Below are 17,149 nucleotides of genomic sequence, written 5' to 3' on the forward strand. Positions count from 1 at the left end.
CCCTGGGGCGCCCCCTCCTCTGGGCGCCCCCGCGGCGCATCTCAGGGGCGCGGGGAACTGCGCGAGCAACCACGACGGCGGGACAGCCGAAGAACGACGGGGGAATGCCGCACGAAGTGCGCATTCCAGGGGCGCGGGGAACTGCGCGACCAGCCACGACGGCGCCGCGCTGTCAGTTCGTGTAGCGCGGGTGGGTCAAGGTCGACGGAGGGTAGAGGCGCGGCCGCAAAGGGTGGATACCGGGGAGCCGGGGCGGCTCGGCCCGGCTGCCGGTGACGAAGCCAGCCGAGGAACCCGCCCCCCGATACGCCACCACCCGCAACCCCGCCGCCCGAACGGACGACACCACGGTCCAGAACCGCCCGGAGACGGCCCCGCCGGCCACCACCACCCGCCCGCGCGGAGCGAGCCCCCGGGCCACGAGCCCGTAGAACTCCTGCGAGTACAGCTTCGTACTGTCGGTGCGCGCGGGGTCGGGCAGATCGCAGATCACCACGTCGTACGGCCCGGCCGGGGCGGGCACACCGCCCCGGAGCAGCCGGAAGACGTCCCCGGTCCGCACCCGCACCCGGTGATCGGAGAGCGCCCCGCGGTTGAGCGCCCGGAGCCCGGGGTCCGTACGGGCGAGCCGGACGACGGCGGGGTCGGTGTCGTAGACGTCGACATGGCGCACCCCGGGCCGGCGCAGCACTTCGCGGACGGCGAGCCCGTCACCCCCGCCGAGGACGAGGACCCGCGCGTGGTTCCCGCCGCGCATCACGGGTCCGACGAGCGCCGCGTGCTGACGCGCCTCGTCCTGCCCGCTGACCCGCAGCTGTCCGTCGAGGTAGAGGGAGAGGGGGCGCCCGCGCTCTCCCCCGGTGAGGACGACTTCCTGCACGGCGGTGTGTTCGGCGACCCGGACGTCCGCCCCGAAGATGGCGTGCCGCGCGGCCCGCTCGAAGTGGTCGACGCGGACGAACGCGGCGGCGAGCAGCGCGAGGACCGCCAGGTTGACGACGACCAGCGTTCGCCGCCCCCGCACGCTGAGGTCGCGCCGGAGCAGCCCGAGCACGAGGGCGCCGCCGGCCGCCGCGTTGACCGCGCCGGTGAGGAGCGCCCCGGTGAGCTGCCCGAGCAGGGGCAGGAGCAGGAAGGGGAAGGCGAGGCCGCCGACGAGCGCGCCCACGTAGTCCGCCGCGAACAGGTCGGCGACGGCGCCGCCCGCGTCCTGCCGCCGGATCCGCTGGATGAGCACCATGAGCAGGGGCACTTCGGCGCCGATGAGGACGCCGATGGCGAGGGAGAAGGCGATGAGCAGCCAGCGTGGGCTGTCGGCCCACACGCCGGGGGCGCCCGCCCCGCCGTCCGCCCAGGCGAAGACCGCGTAGAGGACCATCGCGCTGAATCCGCCGACGAGCGCGAGCGCGGCCTCGACGAGTCCGAATCCGGCGGCGGCGTGCGGCCGCAGCCGTTTGGCGGCGAGCGAGCCGAGGCCCATGGCGAAGACCATGAACGAGAGCACGACGGATGCCTGGGTGACGGAGTCGCCCATCAAGTAGGAGGCGAGGGCGACGAGTTCGAGTTCGTAGACGAGTCCGCAGGCCGCGCAGACGAAGACGCACACGAGTACGAGGAACCGGCCGGTGCCCGGTCGCACCGGGAGCGGGGCCCGGCCGCGCTCGCTCGCGGGCCGGGTCGTCACTGCGCGCCTCGCGGGCGGCGCGGACACGTGCGGTTCGATCACGACTGGAACGCTACGTCACCGTCCGAGCGCTCCTCGTCACCCACACGTGTGGAACAGGCGCACCGCGCGCATACTCCCGCCAATGTGGGCATGGCGCTCTACAGCGCCGCGACCGGCATCCGTACGCCCACCCGGGAGCGGGTGGCGACGAGTTGGCCGTCCTGCGGGTAGGCGTGCCACGTGCGCCACTGCACCTGGCCCTCGTGGTACTGGGCGAGCATCGCCGTGAAGGCGTGCGGGGAGCCGGGGAAGACGCCCGCAAGACCGTTCGGGTGGTCGGCGACGAGGGCGAGCAGTTCTTGCGCGCGGCCCGCGAACTGTCCCTCGGTGAGGTGCTCGACGTGCGCGGCGAACTCGTACTCCCAGTCGCCGACCCGCTTGGCGACGCCGAGCGGGAGCGGGGTGCTGCTGCCGGGGATGCAGGCGACGGTCTCGGAGCAACTGCCGTGCTCCTCGTCGAGCAGCACCTGGTGGGAGGCGCCGAGGAGCCGCAACTGCAACTTGGCGCCGCTCAGTTCCAGGTCGAGGGTGGCGAGCGCGGGGAGCGGCTCCCGGCCCAGGGCCCAGGCCAGATCGGCCGCACTCGTGTCGGTGTACGCGGTGTTCAGGGTCGTGAGCATGGGTCGGCTCCGCTAGCGCGCAAAGGAGGTGGGGCCGGCTACGTCGATGGGACCGGCTCGTGCCCACGCGAACGCGTTGAGTACGTAGTACGAGGGCTGAGTTGACGGTTGAAGGGAATCATGGGCGGCGTCGCCCTCACAGCGTTTTTACCCAACTTCGGAGGGTTTCCATCCCCCCGAGGGCTCCCCAGTTCAACTGTTCAACTGCCCTAGCGGACTTCCCCGCCCCACACCCCTCTGCCGGGTGTCAAGGGGAACACACGTGCCTGCGGCCCGCGCGGACCGACTGCCCCGTGTCAGTCGCCTCCGCGCGGGCCGCAGGCCCCGGGCGCGGCGTCAGCTTCCGCCGCCGCACCCGCCCCCGCCGCCGCACGACGACCCGCCCCCGCAGGAGCTGCCACCGCCGCACGAAGAGGAACTGCTCCCGCACGACGAGTGGTGGCCGGAGGACCCGGACCCGCACGCGGCGCCCCCGCCGGAGTCGCCGCCCCCGGCCCACCAACTGTTGCTGTTGCTGCTGTTCGACCGTCCCCGCCCCCGTCGCGGGCCTCGCTGGGGCGACATGTGCGATCCCGCCCGCACGACTCCCCTGGCCGCCTGCACGATGAGCGTGACGGCCAGCACCACGAAGACCACGAAGACCAAGATGACGACTGCTTCCATCACCGGCCCCCCTCTCTCGTCCCCCGAAACCCCCGGGCCCCCTGCGTTCCACAGGGCCCCGAGGGACCGCCCCGAGCGGGCGTGACAGGGGGATGCCCGAACGCACCGCGTGGCAAAGCAGAGTTGAGGAACTCCAGAGGTTTCCCGGCGGGGGTCAACCGCGGCGCGGACGAAGGCGCCTTCGGCGTGTGCCGCGCGCCGCCTGCAGGAGCGCCCCGAGGACGAACGACTGGATCAGCGCGCTGACGACGATCCCGGCCGCCAGGTACCAGACGGGTGCGTCCACGCCCCAGACCGCCCCGACGGCCCCCGCCGCCACCACGGACGTGGGCGCCGTGAGCAGGAACGGCCATATCCCGACGAGGTCGGAGTCCCCGTACACCGCGGCGACCGCCTCGAACGCGACGGACGCGCCGACGAGCCCCAGGTATCCGGCGGAAGCGGCATTGGCGAAGGTCAGCCGCAGCACCGTGCGAACGTTCATCGATGATCCCCCCGAAGACGTGGTGCTCGTCATGCTCCTGGCGGGACCCGGGCCCCGGCGTGAGTACCCGTACTCAATTCACCCACCCCGCACACGGGCGTCCAGGGAGTGAGTTGAGGAACCTCGGAGGTTCGGCGCAGGATGGCCGGCATGACCTCCAGCGCGCGACCCCTGCTCAACCGCCGGCTCGCCGAGTTCGGCACGACGATCTTCGCCGAGATGTCCGCGCTCGCCGTGCGGACCGGCGCCATCAACCTCGGTCAGGGCTTCCCCGACACCGACGGCCCCGAGCAGGTCCGCGAGGCGGCGGTACGGGCGCTGCGCGACGGGCGCGGCAACCAGTACCCGCCCGGCCCCGGCGTCCCCGAGCTGCGGGCCGCGATCGCCGCGCACCAGGAGCGCCGGTACGGCATCGCGCTCGACCCCGACCGCGAGGTCCTGGTCACTGCGGGCGCGACGGAGGCCATCGCCGCCGCGCTGCTGGCGCTGGTGGAGCCCGGGGACGAGGTCGTCGCGTTCGAGCCGTACTACGACTCGTACGCGGCCTGCATCGCCATGGCGGGCGGCACGCGCGTGCCGGTGACGCTGCGCCCGTACGAGGGCTCCTTCCGCCTCGACCTCGACGAGCTGCGCGCCGCGCTCACCCCGCGCACCCGCCTCCTGCTCATCAACACCCCGCACAACCCGACCGGCACCGTGCTCACCCGGGCCGAACTGAAGGCGATCGCCGAGCTGGCGGTCGAGCACGACCTGCTCGTCGTCACCGACGAGGTCTACGAGCACCTGACCTTCGACGACGCCGAGCACGTGCCGCTCGCGTCGCTGCCCGGGATGCGGGAGCGGACGGTGACGATCGGCTCGGCGGGCAAGACGTTCTCGTTCACCGGCTGGAAGGTCGGCTGGGTGACGGCATCGCCCGAGCTGACCGCCGCCGTCCGCGCCGCCAAGCAGTTCCTCACCTACGTCTCCTCGGGCCCCTTCCAGTACGCGGTCGCCGAGGCGCTCGCCCTGCCCGACTCCTACTTCACGGACTACCGCGCCGCCATGACGGCCAAGCGCGACCTGCTCGCCGCCGGGCTCGCGGACGCCGGGTTCACGGTCTTCCGGCCGCAGGGCACCTACTTCGTCACCACCGACATCCGCCCGCTCGGCTTCGACGACGGCTTCGCCTTCTGCCGTGCGCTGCCCGAGCGGTGCGGCGTCGTCGCCGTCCCGAACGCCGTGTTCTACGACGACCGCGCGGCCGGGGCCCCCTTCGTACGGTTCGCGTTCTGCAAGCGGGACGAGGTCCTCGCGGACGCGGTGGCCCGCCTGAAGCGGCTCTGACCTGTCCCGTCCGGTGAGGCCGCCCGTCTGGCGGCTCCCGGATCGCGGGCCCGGCGGGCGCGGCGCAAGGTTCGGTTGTGACCGAGCCTTCCGCCGCCGTCCTCGACGGCCCCTCAGCCACCACCACCCCCGCCGGGCCCCGGACGCTGCCGCGTCCGCTCGCGAGCGGGGCCGCCCGCGCCCTCGGGCTCTTCGCCGCGGCCCGGCTGGCCGGGACGCTCGCCGTGGTCGTCGCCGGGTGGACGAGCGGCAAGCCGCCGCTCGCGCTCCTCGGACAGTCCTGGGACTCGTTCTGGTACCTGCACATCGCCGAGCACGGCTACGGCCGCACCCTGCACCTCTCCAGCGGCCAGATCTACAGCGACCTCGCCTTCTTCCCGCTGTACCCGGCGCTGGTCAGCGCCGCGCACCTGGTCCTGCCCCTCAGTGCCCCGCTCTGCGCGCTGCTCATCGCGTGGGCCGCGGCGTTCGCCGCCGCGCTCGGCATCTACCGGATCGGTGAACTCCTGCACGGCCGCCTCGTGGCGACGCTCCTGGTCGTGCTCTGGGCCCTGCTCCCGCACTCGGTCGTCCTGTCCCTGGCCTACACGGAACCGGTGCTCACGGCGCTGGCCGCCTGGTCGCTGTACGCCGTCCTGAAGGGGCGCTGGCTGTGGGCGGGGGCGCTGGCCGCGCTCGCCGGGATCGCCCGGCCGAACGGGGTCGCGGTCGCCGCCGCCGTCCTCGTCACCGCCGCGTACGAGCTGGTCCGGCGGCGCGGACGCGTTCCCCACAGCCTGTGGACGGGCGCGCTGCTCGCGCCGGCCGGCTGGCTCTCGTACGTGCTGTGGGTCGGGGTCAGAAAGGGCGATCCGCTCGGCGGGTACTTCGCGGTGCAGCGCGGCTGGGGCTCCACGTTCGACTACGGGGCCGGTTCCGTGCAGATGGCGTGGCGGGTGCTCCAGCACGGGCACCGCTTCGTCTTCGGGATGGCGCTGGTGATCGTCGTGGTGGCGGTGCTCCTGTACGGGCTGCTGCTCCTGAACCGGCCGCCGCTGCCGCTCGCCGTCCACAGCGGCGTCCTGCTCCTCGTCACCCTCGGCGGCTCCGGGTTCTTCGCGTCCAAGCCGCGCTTCCTGCTGCCCGCGTTCCCGCTGCTGCTGCCCGTCGCGTGCGCGCTGGCCCGCACGGCGAGAGCCCGGCCCGCACACGCCCTCCTCACGGTGGGGTGGCTGGCCGGGCTCTCGGTGGCGTACGGGACGTATCTGCTGGTCTACGTCCACAAACCGCTGTGAGGAGCGGGGTTGACCCAGGGGGTCACTCCCCGCCGTCCTCGGGCTTCTCCGGGTTCTCCGCCGAGTCGACCTCGGCCTCGAGGCCCAGCTGCTCCACGAGCCAGCGGTCGAACTCGATCGCGGCACGCACCCAGCTCACCGTCGACGACACGAAATGCTCCAGGGAGACACCGGTGCCGATCAGCATCTGCGCCTCGCCGATCAGGCGGACCGTGCCGTCGTCGTGGGTGTGGCTGTAGACCTTCGGCCACAGGGTGCGGCGGTTCCAGTCGTCGATGGACTCCAGGAGCTGCGGCTTGACCTCGATGCCGTGCGGGCGGTCGTAGAACGTCCGCACCGAGAAGACCTGCTGGTCGCCCTCGCCGCGGAACATGAAGTACGTACGGAACTCCTCCCACGGCGCGGCGAGGTCACCCTCGTCGTCCAGGACGTACTTGAGCTCCATCTGCTCCAGGAGCTGCTTGACGAGGTCCTGGTCGGGGATGACGGGGCCTGCCGGTCCCGCTCCCTGCTGCGGTTCGGGCTGTCCCCCGAAATTGGGAATCGAGGACGGGTCGATGCTCACGCGCTTGGTCCCTTCGTATGGCTGAGGCCCATCCTCTCCCACGAGGGCCTGTCGTCAAACCCCCGACGTCGCCCGAAGGGCGGCCCGGCGGCGTCTGGTGCGTGCGATCGCAAGGCGCGGGAAGGTCCTAGTAGCGGAGCTACTCGGTCCTTTCCGCAACGCCGCGAGCGTGCGTGCCAGACGCCGCCGGGCAGGCGGGGGTTTGACGACAGGCCCTCGCCCCCCGGGGGGCAAGCCCGGAGCCTCGTCTGCCGGGTTTCTGTCGTTCGCCGTCTGCGGACAGCTTGTGGTTGCTCGCGCCGTTCCCCGCGCCCCTGGAGCATGCGGCTTCGCCGCAGCCCCAAGGGCGTCCAGGACTTACAGGGACTTCTCCGGGGTCGCCGGGCCCACGATCAGGTCCTCGCCGAACACGTCCACCCGGACCGTGTCGCCGTCCTTGACCTCGCCCGAGAGGATCTCCTTGGCGAGGCGGTCGCCGATGGCCGTCTGGACCAGGCGGCGGAGCGGGCGCGCGCCGTAGGCCGGGTCGTTGCCCTCGTCGGCGAGCCAGGTGAGGGCGGCTTCGCTGACGTCGAGGGTGAGGCGGCGGTCGGCGAGGCGCTTGGCCAGGCGGTCGAGCTGGAGCCGCGCGATGCGGCGCAGTTCGTCCTTGTCCAGGGCGGAGAAGACGACCAGGTCGTCCAGGCGGTTCAGGAACTCCGGCTTGAAGGAGGCCCGGACCACCTCGAGCACCTGTTCCTTCTTCTCGTCGGCCGTCGTCAGCGGGTCCATCAGGTACTGGCTGCCCAGGTTGGAGGTCAGCACCAGGATGGTGTTGCGGAAGTCGACCGTGCGGCCCTGGCCGTCGGTGAGGCGGCCGTCGTCGAGGACCTGGAGCAGGATGTCGAAGACCTCGGGGTGCGCCTTCTCGACCTCGTCGAGGAGGACCACCGAGTACGGGCGACGGCGTACCGCCTCCGTGAGCTGGCCGCCCTCCTCGTAGCCGACGTAGCCGGGGGGCGCGCCGACGAGGCGGGCGACGCTGTGCTTCTCGCCGTACTCGCTCATGTCGATGCGGACCATGGCCCGCTCGTCGTCGAAGAGGAAGTCCGCGAGCGCCTTGGCCAGCTCGGTCTTGCCGACGCCGGTCGGGCCGAGGAAGAGGAAGGAGCCGGTCGGGCGGTCGGGGTCGGCGATCCCTGCGCGGGTGCGGCGGACGGCGTCCGAGACCGCCTGTACGGCTTCGGTCTGGCCGATGAGGCGCTTGCCCAGCTCCTCCTCCATGCGGAGCAGCTTCTGGGTCTCGCCCTCCATCAGACGGCCGGCCGGGATGCCGGTCCAGGAGGCGACGACGTCGGCGATGTCGTCGGGGCCGACCTCCTCCTTCACCATCGTGTCCTTGGCGACCTCTTCCTCGGCCTCCGACGCCGCCTCCAGGTCGCGCTCCAGGGACGGGATCTCGCCGTACAGGAGCTTGCTCGCGGTGTCGAAGTCGCCGTCGCGCTGGGCCCGTTCGGCCTGGCCGCGCAGGTCGTCCAGCTTCTCCTTCAGCTCACCGACGCGGTTGAGGGACTGCTTCTCCTTCTCCCAGCGGGCGGTGAGGCCGCGCAGCTCCTCCTCCTTGTCGGCGAGGTCGCGCCGCAGCTTCTCCAGGCGCTGTTTGCTGGCCGGGTCGGTCTCCTTGCCGATGGCCAGTTCCTCCATCTTGAGGCGGTCGACGGCGCGCTGGAGCTCGTCGATCTCCACCGGGGAGGAGTCGATCTCCATACGGAGCCGGGACGCGGACTCGTCGACGAGGTCGATGGCCTTGTCGGGGAGGAAGCGGGAGGTGATGTAGCGGTCGGAGAGCGTCGCGGCCGCGACCAGCGCGCTGTCAGCGATCTGGACCTTGTGGTGCGCCTCGTAGCGGCCCTTGAGGCCGCGCAGGATCGCGATGGAGTCCTCGACGCTCGGCTCGGCGACCAGGACCTGCTGGAAGCGGCGCTCCAGGGCCGGGTCCTTCTCGATGCGCTCGCGGTACTCGTCCAGGGTCGTGGCGCCGACCATGCGCAGTTCGCCGCGGGCGAGCATGGGCTTGAGCATGTTGCCCGCGTCCATGGCGGAGTCGCCGCCCGCGCCCGCGCCGACGACGGTGTGCAGCTCGTCGATGAACGTGATGATCTGCCCGTCGCTCTCCTTGATCTCGGAGAGGACGGTCTTCAGGCGCTCCTCGAACTCACCGCGATACTTCGCGCCGGCGACCATCGCGCCGAGGTCGAGCGAGACGAGCCGCTTGTCCTTGAGCGACTCGGGCACGTCCCCCTTGACGATGCGCTGGGCGAGTCCCTCTACGACGGCGGTCTTGCCGACGCCGGGCTCACCGATGAGGACGGGGTTGTTCTTCGTGCGCCGGGACAGGACCTGGACGACCCTGCGGATCTCCTGGTCACGCCCGATGACGGGGTCGAGCCGCCCCTCGCGCGCGGCGGCGGTGAAATCGGTGCCGAACTTCTCCAGGGCCTTGTACGAGCCCTCCGGGTCGGGTGTCGTCACCCGGCGCCCTCCCCTGCTCTTCGTGAATGCCTCGGCCAGCTTCTTCGCGGTGGCCCCGTTCTCCGCCAGTACGTCGCCCGCGGCGCCGCCCTTCGCGGCGACGCCGATCAGGAGGTGCTCCGTGGAGAGGTACTCGTCGCCCAGCTCCTTGGCCCGCTCGCCCGCGTCGGCGACGACGGCGAGCAGATCGCGGTTGGGCTGGGGCGGTGCGACGGTCGATCCGGTGACGCTGGGCAGCGCGCCGACGACGCGCTCGGCGCCCGCCCGCACCTGCGCCTGGTCGGCGCCGACGGCGGCGAGCAGGTCGGTGATGTTCTCGTTGTCCTGCCCCTCCAGGAGCGCCAGGAGCAGGTGCGCCGGGGTCAGATCCGGGTGGCCCCCGGACACGGCCCGGCTCGTGGCCGCGTTGATCGCGTCGCGGCTCCGGTTCGTCAGCTCGGCGTCCACGTAACTCTTCTCCTTCTCCTCCACGTCACGGGCAACTCTGACCTATTCAGCGTACACAAAGTTGAGTCTATTCCGCTCAAGGTTCCCGGAAGGCCGACAGGGCGCCGGATGCGGATAGGGATGCGGATAGATTCCGCACCATGGCCAAGAAGATCGACCTCGACGAACCCGCCGCCGCCTTCCTCGGCTTCTGGCGGGAGAGGCACCTGTGCACACTGACGACCCTGCGCGCCGACGGCACCCCGCACGTCGTCCCGGTGGGCGTGACGTACGACGCCGGGCAGCGCGTGGCCAGGGTCATCACGGACGGGGCGAGCCGGAAGGTCGCGCACATCCTGGCGGCACCCTCCTCGGCTCCGGCCCGGGTCGCGGTCTGCCAGGTCGACGGCCGGCGCTGGGCCACCCTGGAGGGCGTGGCCACCGTCCGCACTGGCCCGGCCTCGGTCGCGGACGCCGAGCGCCGCTACGCCGAGCGGTACAACCATCCGCCGCGCCCCAACCCGACGCGGGTGGTCATCGAGATCGCCGTGGACCGGGGCACGGGGAACGCGGTCTTCGACGAGTAGCGAGTAGCCCGGCTGCGGAGAAGTACACAAAACTGCAGCGGCGCCACCGTGTTCAGGTCCACGGTGGCGCCGCTGCGGGGGGAAGCACCTGCGCGATCTACTACGACGGGGGAATCGCGTCAGGCACTGCGGGGGGTGGCAGAGGTAGTACTGGTGTGCGGGGTCTCTGACCCCGGTTCCCCGACCAGCTGGTGATCACGCTGGTCGAGATTGACGAAGATCATTCCGTACCGGACGACCGTCCGCACCGGCTGCGGGGCGCCGCGCGGGCGGCGCAGGCACCGGTAGGCCCGGAGGTCGTCGTCGTCGTCCCGCACCACGATGATCGGCTCCCCGAACAGGGTGACCATGAGCGAGTCACCCGGGTTCGGGATCGCCGTCACGAGGTCGATCGTGTGCCAGCCGGACCGGTACGCGATCGCCATCTCGCGGCGCAGGGATCTGTCGTCGGGTGGGGTGATCATTCGTCCGCACCCGTCGGAGCCGTGTTCCAGCCAAGGTCCGGCGGTGCGGCGGCGACGGTGGCGGTCCCGGCAGAGTCCGCCTTGTTCCACCCGAGATCGAGAGTGCTCACCGCACTGACGGCCAGCCCGGCGGAAAAGGCGGCGATCACCACCCCGCGAAGCGTGCGCTTCAACATAGTCGGCTTCGTCCTCACTTGGTAAGTTCCTCTCCCCCGGCTGCAACAAGACGATGTCTCAATCCGGCACGTCAATGCCACAGAGACGATGCATCATGTTCCTGCACGTTCAGGACCCTGGGGGGTGGAGATTGTTCCCAACAAGCACCAAACCGACACATCCTCACCCCACAACTCCGCTCTGTGACGAAGGCGCGCGCCTGTACTCCGACGCGTTGAGCGAGGGGCGGCTCCCCCGGGCGAAGGCGGAGAACGCCCCCTGCCTCCTGGAGGCGGCGCTGCTGCACCCGGACCCGGACGACGCCGGCTGGCTCCGCCCGGTTCCGCCCTCCTCCGCCCTGGCGCAATGGCTGCTGCCGCTGGAGCGGGAGATCCAGGAACGGCGGAAAGCCGCCGTCCGGCTCACCGACCTTTTCGAGCCCTTCCTCGCCATCACCGCGCGCGCCGAGCCGACGACCCACGCCATCACGGTGCTGGAGGGCGACGCCCGCATCAACGCGGCGATCGAGCGGCTCACCGCCGACTGCCGCTTCGAGGTCCTCACCGTGCAGCCCGGCGGCGGCCGCAGCGAGAACACGCTCAACGTGGCGCTGAAGCGCGGCCAGACCGTCCTGGACCGCGGCGTCGCCATGCGCACCATCTACCAGCACACCGTGCGCCACAGCCAGGGCACCCTCGCCTACGCGGCCCGTATCGACCGGGCGAACGTGGAGATCCGTACCCTCGAAGAACTCATCGACCGGTTGATGATCTTCGACCGGACCGCGGCGCTCATCCCCGTCGGCGAGGAGCGGCAGACCGCCCTGGAACTGCGCCACCCGGGCCTGGTGGAATACCTCACCAAGGTCTTCGAGGACCTGTGGCGGCGCGCCACACCCCTCCTGGAGGATCCGCCGTACCCGCCGGCCACCGACGGCATCACCGGTGTCCAGCGCTCGATAGCCAGACTGCTGATTGAGGGGCACGTGGACGAGGCGATCGCACGCAGACTCGGGATGAACGTCCGCACCTGCCGCGCCCACATCGCGAAGATCGCCGCCTCCCTCGGCAGTGGCAGCCGCGCCCAACTGGGATACCTCATCGCCCGGTCGGGAATCCTGGACCAGGAGAACGGGCTGCCGACCGGAGAGAGCACCAAGTGACAGCCGGAGCACACGAACACGGGGTCGAGGAGTTCTGCGACGCGGGTTCCCAGCTCTACGCGCACGCCCTCCACTGGGGCCGGGTACGCACGGCGGACGCCCAGGAAGCCCCCTGCCTGCTCGACCACGGCCTGCTCACACCGGACCCCTCGGACCCGGAGTGGATGCGGCCGGTCGCGCCCGCGGTCGCCCTCCCCGCCCTGCTGAGCGACATCGAGGACGAGATCGCCCGGCAGCGCCACCGCGAGACCCGGCTCGCGCAGGCGTTCGCCCCGCTCATGACGCTCGACGCGGAGCGCGCGGCGGTGCCGGTCGCGCCGATGCTGACCGTCATCATGGGCTTCCAGCGGATCAACGCGGCGATAGCCGAGGCCATGCGGGCCTCCTCCAAGGAACTGCTCACCATCCAGCCCGGCGGGTTCCGGCCACCCGACCAGCTCGCCGACGTCCTGCCCCGCGAACAGGCGCTGCTCTCCCGCGGCTGCCGGATGCGCACCCTGTACCAGCACTCCACGCGCCACTCACCGGCCGTACGCGCCCACTACGAGCAGCTCGAGGGCGATGTGCAGGTACGCACCCTGGACGAGGTGACCGAACGGCTCGTGCTGCTCGACCGCACCGTCGCGTTCATCCCGGCCAACCCCGACCGGACCGTCGCCCTGGAGATCCGCCATCCGGCGCTGATCAGCTATCTGGTGACGACGTTCGAGCGGCTCTGGCGGCTCGCGGTCCCCATGTACCCGGTGACGGCGCCGGACTCCGCACCGCAGGGCGACCCGACGAGCCGGCAGCGCACCATCGCGGCGCTGCTCATCGAAGGACACACCGATGCCGTCATCGCCGACCGCCTCGGGGTCAACATCCGTACGGTCCGCCATCACATCGCCAAACTGGCGGCGACCCTGGGCAGCGAGAGCCGCGCCCAGCTCGGGTACCTCATCGGGCAGTCGGGCATCCTGACGCAGGACCGCTGAGGCGCGGTCCGCGCGCAGGGGCGACCGGGTGGGGGCCGGTCACCTGGGCGAAGGGCCTACTTCAGCCCTGCCTGCGCGCACGCCTCCGCGTACTTCGCCGTGCAGATCTCGTCGATCTTGAGGATGCCGTCCTTGACCACGGTCTGCTTGATGTTGTCCCGCTCCAGCGCGACGACGCTGACGCTCGCCGTACGGATCTGCTTCGTCGTCGGGCTGTCCGTCCGGTCCATGGCGAGCGCCTCGAACTCGATGGTGCGCCCCTGCGCGATCCGCACGGCCATCTCGGCGGCCGTCGCGGCCTCCTCGGGGTACGGCTTGTACACGCTCATGTACTGATCGCCCGTCAGAATCCGCTGCACCGCCGCCAGTTCGGCGTCCTGGCCGGTGATCGGCGGCATCTTGGTGACACCGGCCTCCTTGAGCGCGGCGACGATCCCGCCCGCCATGCCGTCGTTGGCCGAATAGACCCCGGCGATGTTGGCCGCGCCGAGGGAGGCGATGGCCTGTTCCATGTTGGCCTTGGCGTTCTGCGGCTTCCAGGCCACCGTGTCGTAGGACTTCGCGATGGTCACCGCGTCGGTCAGCTCCGCGCGGGCGGCGTCCTTGAACTCGCGGGCGTTGGGGTCGGTCGGCGAACCGTTGATCATGACGATCTTGCTGTTCTTGGTGGCCTTCGAGCCCAGCGCGTGCAGCAGCTCCTTGCCCTGGGTCTGGCCGACGAGCCCGTTGTCGAAGCCGACGTACGCGTCGACCGGGCCCTGGGCGAGACGGTCGTACGCGATGACGTGGATCCCCGCGTCCTTGGCCCGCCGCACCGCCCCGGCGATCGACTTCGCGTCGACGGCGTCGACGATCAGCGTGTCCACCTTCTTGGCGATCATGTCGTCGACCTGGCGGTTCTGCAGGTCGGCATCCTGCTCGGCATTGGCGTAGACCAAGTCGCCCTCACCGCCGGTCAACTTCGCTATCTGACGCTTGATGTTCGGATAGTCGAACTTCTCGTAGCGCGCGGTCTCGCGCTCGGGCAGCAACAGGCCGATCTTCACATCGTTGCCCTTGCGCACGGGCTCGCCGCTGTCGCCGCCCCCGCCGGGCAGCACACCATTGCAGGCCGAGAGCGAGACCACCAGGACGGATGCGACACCGGCAAGGCCGGCGCATCGCATACGCGTGTTCATTACGGATACCTCCCTGACGTGGCCGCGCCGGTGCGGCCGAGGTGGCTCGAAGCCAACTCGGCCGCCCACATCACGTCAAGAGGTGAAGCAACACCGCAACGAAAACGCATCCGTCACTTCCCCACATGAAGCCAGATACATCGAATACCGGACATGTGTACCCGGCGGTAACACCCTTGCCGTCAGTTTTGCGCCGGTACGCGGTCGAGGAACCCGTGCACGGCCCGGACCCGCCCGTCACCGGCCAGCTCGATCACATCGAACCCGGCGACCGGCGCGGAACCGTCCGCCTCCGACACCAGCTCCCAGCCGAACCGGGCGATCCCGTGATGCCCGTCGACCGCCCCGAGCGGCCGGAACACGAACCCCGGGAACTGCGCGTGCGCCCCCTCGATGACCGCCGCGATCCCCTCGTGCCCCGCGACGTCGACCAGCGGGTCGGTGTACGTCCCGCCCTCGCTCCAGGCGTCGGCGACGGCTTTGCGCACCGCGTCCCCATCGGCGGCGTTCCAGGCCGCGAAGTAACGGGCGACGGCGGTCTCGTAGGTGCTGCTGCTGTTGTTCTGCTCGGCGTCGGTCATGGCGATCGGCCTCCTGAAATCCGTGCGTCCCTGTTACTCGTGAGGTGAACCCGGAGCCCGGACGGAGTGCGCCGCCCGGGTTCCGGTGACTTCAGGTTGCCGGGGTGGGGGTGACGTGGTCGATTACGTGCCAGGTAATGCGGAACCGTCGCGGGACCCGCGACCGGTCAGAAGCCCAGGTGTGTGATCTGCACGATGAAGACACGCTCACTGCGGACGACCACCTGGTAGGTGAACATGCCGCCGGGCACAGTGACGCTCCCGCCCTTCGGGTCGATGCCGTCATGAGCGCGGCCATGGACGTGCAGTGCCTCGCAGGCGCGGACGAGTTCGGCTGCCTTGCTCTCCACAGCGGACAGGAATGCCGACGGGGCCGTACGAGCCGCCTCCGCCGCACCGAAGACGTACTCCCAGGCCCAGCTCACTCCCGGACCGCCCGCAGGGCCTCGTCCAGAACCGCGCTCAGTTCGCGCAACGCCTCGTGCGCGGCATCGGGGTCCTCGTCCTCCAGGTGCCGCTCGGCACGCTTGTACCGGGCCGCCAGATCGGGGCGCCGAGCGATCTCGATGTCCCTGGCCCACGTCAGCACCCAGCTCCGCACGGGGCTGAGCGACTGCCACTCCACGGCCAACGCGAACGCCGCGTCCTTCTGCTCCTGCATTTCGGCCAGCCTGGCGGGGGCCACGACCGCGAGCGCCGCGCGCAGGGCGTCCGGGGTCTTCTCGGGGCGCGGGATCAGCTCGTGTCCGTCAGGGGCGGCTGTGCTCATCGTGTCCTCCAGGGAGTACCTCGCCCAGAGTATCGGGAGAGGTGCCGCTGAAGCGGTACGGCGAAGTGTTGTCATGCCGGGCAGTTCTCCCTAGGGGCGACGTCGATGCCACCGGTCGGACGGCAGCCGGGGCAGTGGTGTGGGTCCGGGCCTCGGTAGGCGTGGTCGCAGGTGTCGCAGTTGCGGAGGGGGTGACGGACCGGCGGTGGGGTCGTGACCCGGTGGTATGTGGGTGGCCTGGGCGGGAGTTGGGCCGTCAGGCGGTGGGCCAGGAGCGCCGCGGGGCTGCGGATGGGGCGGTTCTGGGGCAGGTCGCGGGTCAGGGCATGGCGTACGGCGGCGGGGGTCAGATCGCGTTCCAGCCAGGCGACGACGCCGGGGGCCAGTCGGTCCGTGTCGCGGGCGGAGAGGGCGAGGCGGGCATCGGTGCGATGCAGGCCGGCGAGGAGGTCGGTGGCCGCCTGGAGGATGCCGGGGCCGGGGGTGTGCTCCGGGTGCGGGACGGCGAGCGGCTTGGGTTTCGGGGGCCTCGGTTTCGGCGGTGGCGACTCGGCGCTGGCTGTGCTGCCCGGCTGATTGCAGGAGACCGTACGGGTGCGGACCCGGCCGTCCGGTGCGCGTCGGCGTTCGCGCCGCAGGTAACCGTGTTCCTCCAGCTCACGCAGCGCCGCCGCGATCCGCGTCGTGCCCTCCGGGAAGCGGGCGGCCAGCGTCCTGACGTCGGCTCGGGACCCTGCCGGGAGGGACTGGATGTGGACGGCGAGGCCGATCGCCAGTGCGGAGAGGCTGTGGTGCTGGGCGAGGTGGTTGCCGATCACCGTGAAACGGGTGTGGTGACGGGTGTTCTCATGAACGATTCCGTAGCCCTGTCGGGGGTCTTCGGGTGAAGTCCGGGGCGGGGTGTTCGAGTGCGCGTTAGTCTGCTGCGTATCCATAGGGAAGGTGGAAGCTTCCTGTGTGGTGAGGCCCTCGCAGTGGGATGCCAGTCCCGGCGGGGGCCGTCACATGTCTTGGGTTGTCTGCGGTGCGGTTGCTCGCTGTGCGTGAGCGTAGGGGGCGCAAAGGGCGCGCATGCAAGCCGAGTTGGCGACCTTCACCCGTCCGTGTCGCGGCGGAGGGAGGGGTGGGGCTTGGCCTGGGTCCTTTCTCCCTCAGTCGTTCCTTTGGGGTTGCCGTCCACGTCACCGGCGTACGGGTTTCCGGGCGCCGGTGCTACGAGGTCGAGCTCGGCCCAGACCGTTTTGCGGGGCGCTTCGGCGGGGGTGCCGGTCACGCCCCAGCGGTTGGCGAGCGCCGCTACGAGCATCAGGCCCCGGCCGGTTTCAGCGGTGAGCGCGGCGTGCTGCGGCTCCGGGGTCCGGTCGCCCCGCGCGTCGGCGACCTCGATGCGCAGGGTGCGGTCGGCCACGTAGACGCTGAGGCGGAAGTCGCGGCCGGGGAGGCGGCCGTGGGTGGCGGCGTTCGTGGCCAGTTCCGCGATGACCAGCGCGGCAGTGTCCAGGTCCAGGGGGAGGGCCCAGGTGCGGAGTTCTTCCACGGCCAGGAGGCGCGCGAGGCGGGCTCCGCGTGGCGTGGGGGACAGCTGGATGTGGAAGTGGCGCCTGGTGCGGGGAAGTTCGGTGATTTCGAAGTTCACGTCACTCAGCGTGGCCGCGCGCCCGTACGCTCGCCTGTGACATGACG

18 protein-coding genes are annotated in these 17,149 nt (G+C 71.1%); 5 read left to right on the forward strand and 13 right to left on the reverse strand.

Annotated elements, in window-relative coordinates:
* Positions 1-172: 172 nt before the first annotated feature.
* The 3 genes from ABZ877_RS10655 to ABZ877_RS10665 all read right to left on the reverse strand — a co-directional run bounded on the left by ABZ877_RS10655 (position 173) and on the right by ABZ877_RS10665 (position 3,493).
* A complete protein-coding gene (locus tag ABZ877_RS10655) occupies positions 173-1,684 on the reverse strand; it encodes a polyamine aminopropyltransferase (protein WP_361068355.1) in 1,512 nt (503 codons plus the stop codon).
* Positions 1,685-1,824: 140 nt separating this feature from the next.
* Positions 1,825-2,346: a DUF2617 family protein gene (locus tag ABZ877_RS10660; protein ID WP_361067636.1), complete on the reverse strand. Its 522-nt coding sequence runs from the start codon at positions 2,344-2,346 to the stop codon at positions 1,825-1,827.
* A gap of 817 nt (positions 2,347-3,163) precedes the next feature.
* Positions 3,164-3,493, reverse strand: a complete 330-nt coding sequence (locus tag ABZ877_RS10665; RefSeq protein ID WP_361067639.1) for a hypothetical protein — start codon at positions 3,491-3,493, stop codon at positions 3,164-3,166.
* 141 nt (positions 3,494-3,634) lie between these two features.
* Here ABZ877_RS10665 and ABZ877_RS10670 point away from each other — a divergent pair, with 141 nt between their 5' ends.
* On the forward strand, positions 3,635-4,819 hold the full coding sequence (locus ABZ877_RS10670) for a pyridoxal phosphate-dependent aminotransferase (protein WP_361067642.1): 1,185 nt from the start codon (positions 3,635-3,637) through the stop codon (positions 4,817-4,819).
* A 146-nt stretch (positions 4,820-4,965) separates the two neighbouring features.
* Entirely contained in the window at positions 4,966-6,093 is a 1,128-nt protein-coding gene (locus ABZ877_RS10675) for a hypothetical protein (RefSeq protein WP_361068358.1), read from the forward strand.
* A 22-nt stretch (positions 6,094-6,115) separates the two neighbouring features.
* Here ABZ877_RS10675 and ABZ877_RS10680 read toward each other — a convergent pair whose 3' ends face one another.
* Positions 6,116-6,658, reverse strand: a complete 543-nt coding sequence (locus ABZ877_RS10680; RefSeq protein WP_361067645.1) for a YbjN domain-containing protein — start codon at positions 6,656-6,658, stop codon at positions 6,116-6,118.
* A gap of 357 nt (positions 6,659-7,015) precedes the next feature.
* Positions 7,016-9,616 carry an ATP-dependent chaperone ClpB gene (gene clpB / locus ABZ877_RS10685; RefSeq protein ID WP_361068361.1) on the reverse strand — a complete coding sequence of 867 codons (2,601 nt, stop codon included), beginning with the start codon at positions 9,614-9,616 and terminating at the stop codon, positions 7,016-7,018.
* A gap of 140 nt (positions 9,617-9,756) precedes the next feature.
* On the opposite strand from clpB, the gene ABZ877_RS10690 reads away from it, so the two are divergent.
* Entirely contained in the window at positions 9,757-10,182 is a 426-nt protein-coding gene (locus ABZ877_RS10690; protein ID WP_361067648.1) for a TIGR03618 family F420-dependent PPOX class oxidoreductase, read from the forward strand.
* Positions 10,183-10,301: 119 nt separating this feature from the next.
* Here ABZ877_RS10690 and ABZ877_RS10695 read toward each other — a convergent pair whose 3' ends face one another.
* On the reverse strand, positions 10,302-10,646 hold the full coding sequence (locus ABZ877_RS10695) for a hypothetical protein (protein WP_361067651.1): 345 nt from the start codon (positions 10,644-10,646) through the stop codon (positions 10,302-10,304).
* Positions 10,643-10,822 (reverse strand): hypothetical protein, encoded by a 180-nt coding sequence (locus ABZ877_RS10700; RefSeq protein ID WP_361067654.1) that lies wholly within the window; start codon positions 10,820-10,822, stop codon positions 10,643-10,645. Before ABZ877_RS10700 ends, ABZ877_RS10695 begins: the two co-directional genes overlap by 4 nt.
* Positions 10,823-10,917: 95 nt before the next feature.
* Here ABZ877_RS10700 and ABZ877_RS10705 point away from each other — a divergent pair, with 95 nt between their 5' ends.
* Positions 10,918-11,964, forward strand: a complete 1,047-nt coding sequence (locus ABZ877_RS10705) for a helix-turn-helix transcriptional regulator (RefSeq protein WP_361067657.1) — start codon at positions 10,918-10,920, stop codon at positions 11,962-11,964.
* Positions 11,961-12,938, forward strand: a complete 978-nt coding sequence (locus ABZ877_RS10710) for a helix-turn-helix transcriptional regulator (RefSeq protein WP_361067660.1) — start codon at positions 11,961-11,963, stop codon at positions 12,936-12,938. The genes ABZ877_RS10705 and ABZ877_RS10710 overlap by 4 nt, the downstream gene beginning before the upstream one ends.
* A gap of 56 nt (positions 12,939-12,994) precedes the next feature.
* Here ABZ877_RS10710 and ABZ877_RS10715 read toward each other — a convergent pair whose 3' ends face one another.
* The 6 genes from ABZ877_RS10715 to ABZ877_RS10740 all read right to left on the reverse strand — a co-directional run bounded on the left by ABZ877_RS10715 (position 12,995) and on the right by ABZ877_RS10740 (position 17,102).
* Positions 12,995-14,116: a substrate-binding domain-containing protein gene (locus ABZ877_RS10715; protein WP_361067663.1), complete on the reverse strand. Its 1,122-nt coding sequence runs from the start codon at positions 14,114-14,116 to the stop codon at positions 12,995-12,997.
* Between the two features lie 182 nt (positions 14,117-14,298).
* Entirely contained in the window at positions 14,299-14,697 is a 399-nt protein-coding gene (locus ABZ877_RS10720; RefSeq protein WP_361067665.1) for a nuclear transport factor 2 family protein, read from the reverse strand.
* Positions 14,698-14,864: 167 nt separating this feature from the next.
* Positions 14,865-15,122 carry a hypothetical protein gene (locus tag ABZ877_RS10725; protein WP_361067668.1) on the reverse strand — a complete coding sequence of 86 codons (258 nt, stop codon included), beginning with the start codon at positions 15,120-15,122 and terminating at the stop codon, positions 14,865-14,867.
* On the reverse strand, positions 15,119-15,466 hold the full coding sequence (locus ABZ877_RS10730; RefSeq protein WP_361067671.1) for a hypothetical protein: 348 nt from the start codon (positions 15,464-15,466) through the stop codon (positions 15,119-15,121). Before ABZ877_RS10730 ends, ABZ877_RS10725 begins: the two co-directional genes overlap by 4 nt.
* Before the next feature lie 71 nt (positions 15,467-15,537).
* The gene (locus tag ABZ877_RS10735; protein ID WP_361067674.1) at positions 15,538-16,401 is read right to left on the reverse strand and encodes a helix-turn-helix domain-containing protein; all 864 of its coding nucleotides are present in this window, start codon (positions 16,399-16,401) and stop codon (positions 15,538-15,540) included.
* Positions 16,402-16,559: 158 nt separating this feature from the next.
* The gene (locus ABZ877_RS10740; protein WP_361067677.1) at positions 16,560-17,102 is read right to left on the reverse strand and encodes an ATP-binding protein; all 543 of its coding nucleotides are present in this window, start codon (positions 17,100-17,102) and stop codon (positions 16,560-16,562) included.
* Positions 17,103-17,149: the final 47 nt, after the last annotated feature.

Source organism: Streptomyces sp. NPDC046939 (genome assembly GCF_040644575.1).
Taxonomy (GTDB): Bacteria; Actinomycetota; Actinomycetes; order Streptomycetales; family Streptomycetaceae; genus Streptomyces.

Bases quoted from the DNA above. Each gene is read 5' to 3' on its own strand.
- ABZ877_RS10660 (WP_361067636.1), bottom strand. From the start codon at position 2,346: ATGCTCACGACCCTGAACACCGCGTACACCGACACGAGTGCGGCCGAT.
- ABZ877_RS10735 (WP_361067674.1), bottom strand. From the start codon at position 16,401: ATGGATACGCAGCAGACTAACGCGCACTCGAACACCCCGCCCCGGACT.
- ABZ877_RS10705 (WP_361067657.1), top strand. From the start codon at position 10,918: ATGTTCCTGCACGTTCAGGACCCTGGGGGGTGGAGATTGTTCCCAACA.
- ABZ877_RS10700 (WP_361067654.1), bottom strand. From the start codon at position 10,822: ATGTTGAAGCGCACGCTTCGCGGGGTGGTGATCGCCGCCTTTTCCGCC.
- ABZ877_RS10695 (WP_361067651.1), bottom strand. From the start codon at position 10,646: ATGATCACCCCACCCGACGACAGATCCCTGCGCCGCGAGATGGCGATC.
- ABZ877_RS10730 (WP_361067671.1), bottom strand. From the start codon at position 15,466: ATGAGCACAGCCGCCCCTGACGGACACGAGCTGATCCCGCGCCCCGAG.
- ABZ877_RS10720 (WP_361067665.1), bottom strand. From the start codon at position 14,697: ATGACCGACGCCGAGCAGAACAACAGCAGCAGCACCTACGAGACCGCC.
- ABZ877_RS10715 (WP_361067663.1), bottom strand. From the start codon at position 14,116: ATGAACACGCGTATGCGATGCGCCGGCCTTGCCGGTGTCGCATCCGTC.
- ABZ877_RS10665 (WP_361067639.1), bottom strand. From the start codon at position 3,493: ATGAACGTTCGCACGGTGCTGCGGCTGACCTTCGCCAATGCCGCTTCC.
- ABZ877_RS10690 (WP_361067648.1), top strand. From the start codon at position 9,757: ATGGCCAAGAAGATCGACCTCGACGAACCCGCCGCCGCCTTCCTCGGC.
- ABZ877_RS10670 (WP_361067642.1), top strand. From the start codon at position 3,635: ATGGCCGGCATGACCTCCAGCGCGCGACCCCTGCTCAACCGCCGGCTC.